This window comes from Parabacteroides hominis (assembly GCF_014287585.1).
Taxonomy (GTDB): domain Bacteria; phylum Bacteroidota; class Bacteroidia; order Bacteroidales; family Tannerellaceae; genus Parabacteroides; species Parabacteroides hominis.
In genome coordinates this window covers 1-8,155 of the sequence record NZ_JACOOJ010000071.1, presented here as the reverse complement: position 1 = coordinate 8,155, position 8,155 = coordinate 1, and the positions used below count along the sequence as shown (strand labels likewise).

General features: G+C 42.4%; 13 protein-coding genes. All 13 read right to left on the bottom strand.

Annotated features, from left to right (window positions below):
* Nucleotides 1–408 precede the first annotated feature (408 nt).
* On the bottom strand, nucleotides 409–855 hold the full coding sequence (locus H8S65_RS20395; protein WP_186931655.1) for a hypothetical protein: 447 nt from the start codon (nucleotides 853–855) through the stop codon (nucleotides 409–411).
* A gap of 178 nt (nucleotides 856–1,033) precedes the next feature.
* Nucleotides 1,034–1,444, bottom strand: coding sequence for a DUF7841 family protein (locus H8S65_RS20390; RefSeq protein ID WP_186931654.1), 411 nt, complete (start codon nucleotides 1,442–1,444; stop codon nucleotides 1,034–1,036).
* Nucleotides 1,445–1,485: 41 nt separating this feature from the next.
* Nucleotides 1,486–1,761 carry a hypothetical protein gene (locus H8S65_RS20385; RefSeq protein WP_186931653.1) on the bottom strand — a complete coding sequence of 92 codons (276 nt, stop codon included), beginning with the start codon at nucleotides 1,759–1,761 and terminating at the stop codon, nucleotides 1,486–1,488.
* A gap of 1 nt (nucleotide 1,762) precedes the next feature.
* Nucleotides 1,763–2,302 carry a hypothetical protein gene (locus tag H8S65_RS20380; protein WP_186931652.1) on the bottom strand — a complete coding sequence of 180 codons (540 nt, stop codon included), beginning with the start codon at nucleotides 2,300–2,302 and terminating at the stop codon, nucleotides 1,763–1,765.
* Nucleotides 2,303–2,346: 44 nt separating this feature from the next.
* The gene (locus H8S65_RS20375) at nucleotides 2,347–2,913 is read right to left on the bottom strand and encodes a hypothetical protein (protein ID WP_186931651.1); all 567 of its coding nucleotides are present in this window, start codon (nucleotides 2,911–2,913) and stop codon (nucleotides 2,347–2,349) included.
* A gap of 16 nt (nucleotides 2,914–2,929) precedes the next feature.
* Nucleotides 2,930–3,922, bottom strand: a complete 993-nt coding sequence (locus H8S65_RS20370) for a hypothetical protein (RefSeq protein WP_186931650.1) — start codon at nucleotides 3,920–3,922, stop codon at nucleotides 2,930–2,932.
* A gap of 588 nt (nucleotides 3,923–4,510) precedes the next feature.
* Complete coding sequence (locus tag H8S65_RS20360) at nucleotides 4,511–4,957, bottom strand: DUF6808 domain-containing protein (RefSeq protein WP_186931648.1); 447 nt, start codon at nucleotides 4,955–4,957, stop codon at nucleotides 4,511–4,513.
* Nucleotides 4,954–5,361: a D-Ala-D-Ala carboxypeptidase family metallohydrolase gene (locus H8S65_RS20355; RefSeq protein WP_186931647.1), complete on the bottom strand. Its 408-nt coding sequence runs from the start codon at nucleotides 5,359–5,361 to the stop codon at nucleotides 4,954–4,956. Before H8S65_RS20355 ends, H8S65_RS20360 begins: the two co-directional genes overlap by 4 nt.
* Nucleotides 5,358–5,840, bottom strand: a complete 483-nt coding sequence (locus H8S65_RS20350; RefSeq protein WP_186931646.1) for a hypothetical protein — start codon at nucleotides 5,838–5,840, stop codon at nucleotides 5,358–5,360. Before H8S65_RS20350 ends, H8S65_RS20355 begins: the two co-directional genes overlap by 4 nt.
* 4 nt (nucleotides 5,841–5,844) lie before the next feature.
* Entirely contained in the window at nucleotides 5,845–6,351 is a 507-nt protein-coding gene (locus tag H8S65_RS20345) for a glycosyl transferase (RefSeq protein WP_186931645.1), read from the bottom strand.
* A gap of 132 nt (nucleotides 6,352–6,483) precedes the next feature.
* A complete protein-coding gene (locus tag H8S65_RS20340; RefSeq protein WP_186931644.1) occupies nucleotides 6,484–6,675 on the bottom strand; it encodes a hypothetical protein in 192 nt (63 codons plus the stop codon).
* 15 nt (nucleotides 6,676–6,690) lie between these two features.
* Nucleotides 6,691–7,437 carry a glycine-rich domain-containing protein gene (locus tag H8S65_RS20335; RefSeq protein ID WP_186931643.1) on the bottom strand — a complete coding sequence of 249 codons (747 nt, stop codon included), beginning with the start codon at nucleotides 7,435–7,437 and terminating at the stop codon, nucleotides 6,691–6,693.
* Nucleotides 7,434–8,135 carry a hypothetical protein gene (locus H8S65_RS20330; RefSeq protein ID WP_186931642.1) on the bottom strand — a complete coding sequence of 234 codons (702 nt, stop codon included), beginning with the start codon at nucleotides 8,133–8,135 and terminating at the stop codon, nucleotides 7,434–7,436. Before H8S65_RS20330 ends, H8S65_RS20335 begins: the two co-directional genes overlap by 4 nt.
* Between the last annotated feature and the right edge of the window lie 20 nt (nucleotides 8,136–8,155).

Below are 8,155 nucleotides of genomic sequence, written 5' to 3'. Positions count from 1 at the left end.
GACCATTATCAATGCTTTACGGGCAAAACTTGTGGCGAGAATGTTCGCCGTTATCAAAAGGGATGAATTTTATTCTCCTATTTTATCGGAAAATATTTGCTAAAAACATAAGAATATGAATACTGATTACGCATACTGCAATAACTCATCTTGTAAGATAAAAGATCATTGCGAGAGGTACAACTATCCATTCCATTTGTCCGATAATACTCAGGTATGGTGGACAAATGGAAAGTATGAAAAGGAAACTAATAGTTGTGAGTTATTTGATAAAAGGGATAATAATTCATAGCAGGCACATCAGCTTCCTTAGCCGACACACCTTCTCGTTGAAGTTGACTGGCTCAAAGTCAAGGGAGTCAACCAGGCGGTCAATCTCGCGTCTGGCTGACTCCCTTTTTAATTTTCTTATTTCTTTTTTATTCGCTTTACGCATAGCTTTTCTCTTTTATGTTTGCGGCATTCGCAAATAAACAACTGCATATCCCTGTACAGCATCTTGCCTAAATATCCAGCTAAATAAGCCACTTCTTCGCCGCCTACAGGCATTTTAAAAGCCGTAGCTATATGATCCTCTAAATGGCGGCATTCATGCTTTAAAGAGTTCGAAAACTCTTTAGGTGAAGAAGTATTGCTTATGACCATAAGCGATTTTCGAAGTCTGTAATTGGAATAGGTAATACCTGTATCAAGTTTGCATGACATCAAATTATCGTAAGCCTCCCTCGCCTTATCTTCCGGGCAATCTATAGATTTCAACAGACTTATAATTTCATCCGTATAATAGCAGGTGACACGATAAAATATGTGTACCTGCCAATCATACTTTTTTATATACAAGTCTCTTTTTATCATCTTTTTATAGCCTTAAATCTACGTTCTATAATCCGGCGTTGCTGTCGGGGAATATTCGTATTTTTCAGATTGTCAATGGCGGAAGATACTTTTTCGAAGTCTTTTTCCGGCATACTTGCTAAAACCTCCTTTGGGGATTCTCCCTTTAGAATCCGAAATAGATAGCTCCATCCTCCCATTACATCATTTCCTCCCAAATAATCGGCGTTCCCGAACCGATACAATCAGCATAGAAACGGGTAAATACAATACCATCGTAAGCGTCCGGATCGTCGCAAACGTTCTTCACGTATAAAGCAGCATATTGATCGTTAGGAACAGATGAACCAAGAAGATCAGCCTTACACATATTGGCAGCATACACATAGTCATAACCGCCCTTCTTCTTTACATCGACATTATATTTTTTAAGCATTTCGTCGATCTGTTCTTTTGTCCAGGGCTGTACCTTTATTTTCTTGCCAGTTCCATCTTCTTTTTCCATCATGGAAATAGCCCAATCACACATAGCCTTAGAAAAATGCCAGCCATATGCGCTTAAATAAGCTTTCATCCCCGAAGGAAAATCATCGTACATGTCTAATCTCATATCTTTACTTTTTAAGAAGGGGCACAATGTCCCCTTCTGATTTAACGTCTGCGTCTGCGGTATTCCCCGGCATACCGTCCGGTTCCTCTCACACCGCGCCTTTCGCCGAAACCTTCTCCGCCGCGTCTCCACATGTCGCGGAACTCATCGTCATTGTCATCGTCGTCGTCGCGGAAGCCAATACCGCCTTCCATTGCTTTTCTCTTGCCTTCCTTGCAACCAAGCTTGTAGGCTTCTTCCATTGCCTCCATTAGATCTTCATCTTCGTAGGCATCGAACTCTCTGAAAAGCTCTTCAAGTTTTCTATATGATCCCATATTACGTTGTTTTTGATTTATTATTACTCTGTTTATCAAGAAGCTCTTTCATCATAGACATAAGTTTTTCATTCGTATCCTTCAACTCAGACATTTCATTCCTCATGTTAACCATTTCATTCTCCCTGTCCTTTTCACGAGCAAACTCAGGATTTAAAACGACCAGCATTTTTTCACATTCCTCTATTACAGAATTATTGTAGTCCGTACGAGCAATTTCCTGTTTGCTTTGCAGCATGATAGAATTTATTTCAGAATTAAATGTAGCCAAATCACAAGATAAAACCAGTTTCTCCCCGTTATTAGGCTTGTAATCAGTGATTATCAAATCTGCTGGTACTGCCGGCAAAGTAAGATTATCCCCTCCGACTTTTGCTTTGATATCAACCAACATTTCTTGTTGTACATAGGGAATCATTCCTGGCATTGGTGATTTTGCGCGAAGATTATCCACGCTAATAATAGTCGCTACTTCATGATGAAGTTTTCCCTCTTTATGAAGAATATACAACAATTGTCCTTGTCTAAGATTCTTGAACATAATTTCTTGATTTTATGAAGTCCGGGGTTATCCCCGGACTTTCGTTATTTACTTTTAGCTGCTGATTCAGCAGGAGTATTGCTACCCACTGTTGTACGAGCCGGACTATTCTGAGCTGTCACACCCAGCAGCCGGAAGATCCCCGCGCACTTATCGATATAAACGATATGCTCGGTAGTATATCCTTGTTGTTCTTCTGCGCCTGATCCAGTCGGGACGGTCACATCCCTTCCCGCTACCTGCGTACTCTTATTATCCACCACCTTCACTTTTGTAGTGCCGGCAGCTGAATTGGGAGACGTTACGGTAGAAGAACTGTTGCCGGTCGGAATCACCACAGTGACCGGAGAAGAAGCCCCGTTCTGAGACACCGGATGGCGGACTTTCCATAAAACCAGGGTTTGATTCGGCAGTGCTTTCCAGATACATGGGTTGATACCGTAGTCCACGGTATTCTCTTCACTCTCTGTATTTTCTACCAACCCTGTTGTATAAAGTTCCGGAATCCCCCTTGTGTCCAGACGCGGAACGATTGTCCGTCTTGCTGTCCGAGGAAAGGGTCCGAAGGGACCGAACGGGACAAATGGGTTATTATTGAAAGGATACATCATTACCTCCTTTCTTTAATTAGCAACCGCAATTTGAGCCGTAGGGACCAAAGCCTTCAGCCGCGTATGTTCCGGCAGCAGCACCGTAAGCTGCAGCATTGAAACAATCAGCGTTGAACGCCCGAATTTGAGGATAAGGTACAGATACCGTAGGCGGCATCTTACACTTGATAGCATCCACTTCTGCCTGCAAGTTGTTCAGTGCTCCGGCAATAGGTGCTGTGTTTGCCTGAATGGTTGCAGCAAAATACTGGTTTTGCTGGTTCTGGCTCAACTGTCCTTTCAATGCCAGATTCTCGGCGGTCAGGTTTGCAAACTTGTCAGCCTGGTAACGAGCTTCAAAAGCATCTACCTTTGCAAGAATGGCATTTGTATTGGCCAAATTTGCGTCACGCAATTGCAATGTATTGTTGTTCATCGTGTTGGTCAGGATGTTCATATCCTGGCAATTCTGCAAACGAGTTTCAGCACCCTGGCGTTCAATGCTTGTGCGTACATCGCAGCAGCATTGTGCAAGCTGTGTTAGCAATTGGTTGTCTCCCATCTGAACAGCATTAATAATCTGTTGCGAAGACATACCGACCTGATTACCTACTTGCTGGATCTGTCCCTGGATGTTGCAAATAGCAGATTGCAATTGTTGTGTGGAGCAGTTAAGAGAACTTGCCAACTGATTGATTGCAGTTCCGTTTCCTTGAATTGCGTTCATAAGCATTTCCCGTCCGGCGTCGTTATTCAATTCTGCAGGTAAGCCGCCACCGTTACGACCACCGAAACCATTGCCTCCCCAGCCGCCCCATACGAAGAACAGCAGGATAATCCAGATCCACCAAGCTCCATCGCCCCCGAAAGCCCCACGATTGTTGTTAGCCTGGGTAAGCATAGCTGCTAAGTTGGGGTCAATACTCTTGCCCCCTCCACCTAACATACCAGGCAATAGAGCCATGATGTCGAATTTGCTTCCACCGGAATTACCCCCTTCTGGAGTACCGATAAAATAATTTCTATCCATTTTGTATATCTTTTTTGTTATGGCAGGAAATATTCCTTGCCGATACAAAACTACGCACATGACATCATACTGAAAATCATTTATTTCTCAATAATTTCTTTATATTTTCATATTGTATTCTCAATATTTTCCCACCTTGTATGCGATCGGAAAAACTTGATAAAATATAGTTTATTGACCGTTTGGTCTTACATACATGTAAAGCTATCTGAGAAGGATAAAAGCCCCTTTCGTGAAGAAGATATACAAGCAAATAACGGGCATCTACAACATCTGTCTCTTTACTACTTGACAGGATGTCGCTCGTTGATATTTCGGTTTCTTCCGAAACGATTCTTAATATTTTGGCAAAGATTTCTGATTTACACATAAAATTTGAATTTTAATTATATCTTTGCCTTGCCGCATAAAAACTTACAAGTGAACGCAACAAAGCGCAGAATCTCAATGTTGAAGATATTAAAGCCTCCAACGTGCGGGATTCTGCGCTTGTGTATCAGTTTTTATGTGGCAATTTAAACGTGATACGTTGGGGGCTTTTATTTTACTTCCCAGCCCCATAGGAAGTGACTATGAACAAAAGTCTACTTACCAGATTCTATAATATAAGCCTACTCCGATGTATGGAGACAAGCCATTCTTGCCTATTCCATATCCGCCTATTACTCCTAATCCCCACCGACGATCTTTATCATAGATGATCTCTCGTTTATGGTAGATTGTCATTGAATCAAGATTAGGCCGATAACCGCTAACGACCGCCCGGTACAAATCTGTTTCATAAACTTTTCTTTGGATTGGTAACGGGATATAAATCGTGTCAAGATCCTTCACCGTGTCACCCTTCTGATATACGAAAACCGGATAAGGAATTTCGATTTCTTCCACATCGAACACATAAGAAGGATCAGGAACGGGCTTATCAATCGTATCGGTTTCTTTAACTACTTCTATTCGTTTCTTTACCGAATACCTTCCGGCTAAGAAACATGCAAAGCAAAGAATTAAAGCCAATATGAAGTACCAGGCTTTCATTGCTTAATGATGATCTGTTTTCTTTGTTCTCCTTCCAGCTTCAGTGAAACATGAAGGAAGTTCTTTTTACGGTACAGGATGGCTTGATCGAATGGCAAACCGGAATCTTCCAGTACTTCCAATAAATCACCGGCCTTTCCTTCAATACTCAAATCGGCCGCTTCTCCCTTTTGATGCTGGGATGTAGGTACGCCTCCTACTGCCGCATTTAACTCCTGGCATCTGTAGCCGGAATTAATAGAGATAGGTTTGCCGATGGCATTCCGAAGCGGCTGCAGCAATTTGGCACACAGATTAGTAATAGCCAGTTTATCACGCGATCCTGGCTCATTCTTGATACCTTTAATGATTGCTGTATCACTGTGTACAAACTCTTCTAATGTAAAATTCTCTGTAATATTCATTCTTTTTCCTCCTTGTTCTTTACTGATTTCATATATTCTTCAAAATAATTTACCCTACTCAAAAATTTAACCGATCCAACCCAATACAAAAAGGCTATAACTTTATTGTCTGGATATACGGTGTTCATGTTTTTCAAGATATTCAGGCCATAACAATAGACTACTACCCACGTTATCCAACTGACAAAGGCTTTCGTACTATCTTTATCCTGCTCCATCATTATACCAATCCAAAAAGCAATAAGCAGGATCAAAAGATAAATCAAGAGATAGATTATTGTCCTAAAAAATTTGCTTTTCCGAAAACGTAAATCATCGGCAGCCAGCCCCCAGAACATATCTATGGTAGCCATTACAGGTATTACTATCAAAAAATGTTCGATCGGTGTAAAAAAGTCTAACATCGAAGCAATTACAGCAATAAAAACAGCCTGTACCCAACCGGTAAAATCTTGTAGATATGGAATTAATCTTTGCATAATATCACATATTGAATAACATGGTAAAATAAGTGGATAATAAGGCTGCTATCTCAATCCAGAACATAGGCTTGCTCTGGTAGAACTTATACCAGAATGTGCCTTCTTTTTCTTTGGCAATACTTAATGCCGTATATCCAACATAGGCAAGCCATACAAGCAACATGGGCCAGAAGTTCAATGCTATCCAAAGTTGTGATCCGGCAATACAGGTTATTGCTCCGGCAGTATGTACCTTGCTCTCATAATTATCTTTGAAATTGGGAGCTGAACCAACAAAGAACATGCCGACACAGGACAGAAATGCAATCCATTCCGTATTTGGTTTACTTACCTCCAATATTGCAGGTATCAATAAACCGGCAGTAAGCCACATCGTAGCCATAAACCACAATTTATGCTCCAGATAGTAATAGGTAGCACTTATCGAATAAGGTACACCTTTAGCTTTGATACACACCGCCGCCGTATAAGAGGCGATGATCAAGAAAGAAATAATTACTAATGTCATAATCTTTGATTTTTAAAGTTTACATTTGTGCGGCTGTTCATACAGCCACCCCTCAATTTTTTTATATACGGGGGAGCCTCGCTGCGAAGCCGGGCTTCCTTTTTTGTTTCAAATCTTTATGATTTGCAACCATCACCGGATATCTGGTATTATGACAGTTGTTATACTATCGTTCCTCTCTACTACCTCGCCTTCTTCGATCTTAGAGGTCGGCAAGTAGTGAGGTACGCTGATTGATTGCGCAGCCATGATGAGAGCGCAGGAGACGACCGCTAACAGGGTTAGCAGGTCGGATTGAGTTGTTTTTTTGATTGTTGTTGTCATATCTTTTAGTTTTAATTATTCTTCGTAAGCCCAATAGCGGATCAGGACAGTGCCATCGCCACCTTTCGTCGATTTTCCCGATGCATTTCCCCCAGCTCCACCACCGTAGCCGCCACCACCAAGTCCGGCACTCCAGCCAGAAGCCAAAGAACTACTTTCATTACTGCCTTCGCCACTCCCTTCTGTATAATCTGATGTTCCCGGCTGAGATGTCTCCCCGCCTGATTTATTATAGGAGCTTGCCCCACCTGCTGCATTCCTTTTACCATTAGATTCCCCAAAATCACGCGTCGTATGTCCTTGCCCCGATGTTCCACCACTGCCTGTGCCATCTGAGCCTCCGACCGAATGAGTAGATCTACCTACTCCTACACCTCCCGAACCACCATTTCCGTCTCCATTCCATTGAGACAGATGGCCTCCTTCAGCCCGGTAAAGCGAACTCATAAACTGTGAATATCCCCCATTTGCGCCACGAACTCCTGCACCAACTATAATTTCAATAGTTTGTCCTGGTGTAACAGTTATCGCGTTGCCATCTCTATATCCAGCGGTATCCTTCTTATATGTTTTAGTATAGCCACCTCCACCGCCTCCAGGAACTCCCATTGTTGAATTATGTGAACATCCTCCACCGGCTCCGACAAGAAACACATCAACCTCGGTACATCCTGCCGGAACCGTCCAAGTATAACTCCCAGCCGGGTAGAAACGCTTAATAAACAGCTTCTTTTCTCTACTACCCATCAAACTCCTTTTCATACCCCTAAATCCAAATTAAGTTCAAATGTGAGAAAATGCGGATAGTCCGCCTTTGCGTCGATAGCCTGTATTTCTTCAACGGTCGTAGCTGCCAGAGTTGCGTTCTTATTTATTTGCATAAGATCGTATGTATCAGTCGCATATATTTCCAAGCGGGGAATCCTATCAATAGCCCATCCAATAGGTACTTCCACTTCCTGCGACGGTTCGTCAATAGTCCAGAACTTTCTTGTCGTATCGCCCCGTCCTTGAAATGCCGGTAGTGTCGTATTCAACATTGTAGTACGGAGGCTTCTATCCATCCATAGGGTGTAGTTCGCAACTTCCTCTGTCAACTGATCTCCGGCATCATTCATGAGAATATTACCGTTTTCATCACGTTGGTATCGGATAACAGATACGAAAAACTTTTCGCTGAACTTATCTTGCGCTTCGATTTCTGCCAGCTTTTGCTGCCGGGCGATAACAAGTGCATCCGGTTCGGGCACAGGTTCGAGATCCGGTGTCGAAGGGATTTCCATGTTCCACACTTCGAGCGGGGTTGCGTCCGGAAATTCCCAATGAAAGGCTACCTGATCGTCACTGAGCAGCAGGAATGCGCCGTTGTCGTAATCCTCTAACGTTGTCCCTACATTGTAGGTGTCTCCTAATTGGACTTCACTAAAATAGAATCCAAGTTGTTTTTTAATGTATATCATATTGTTAAATTATCATACTG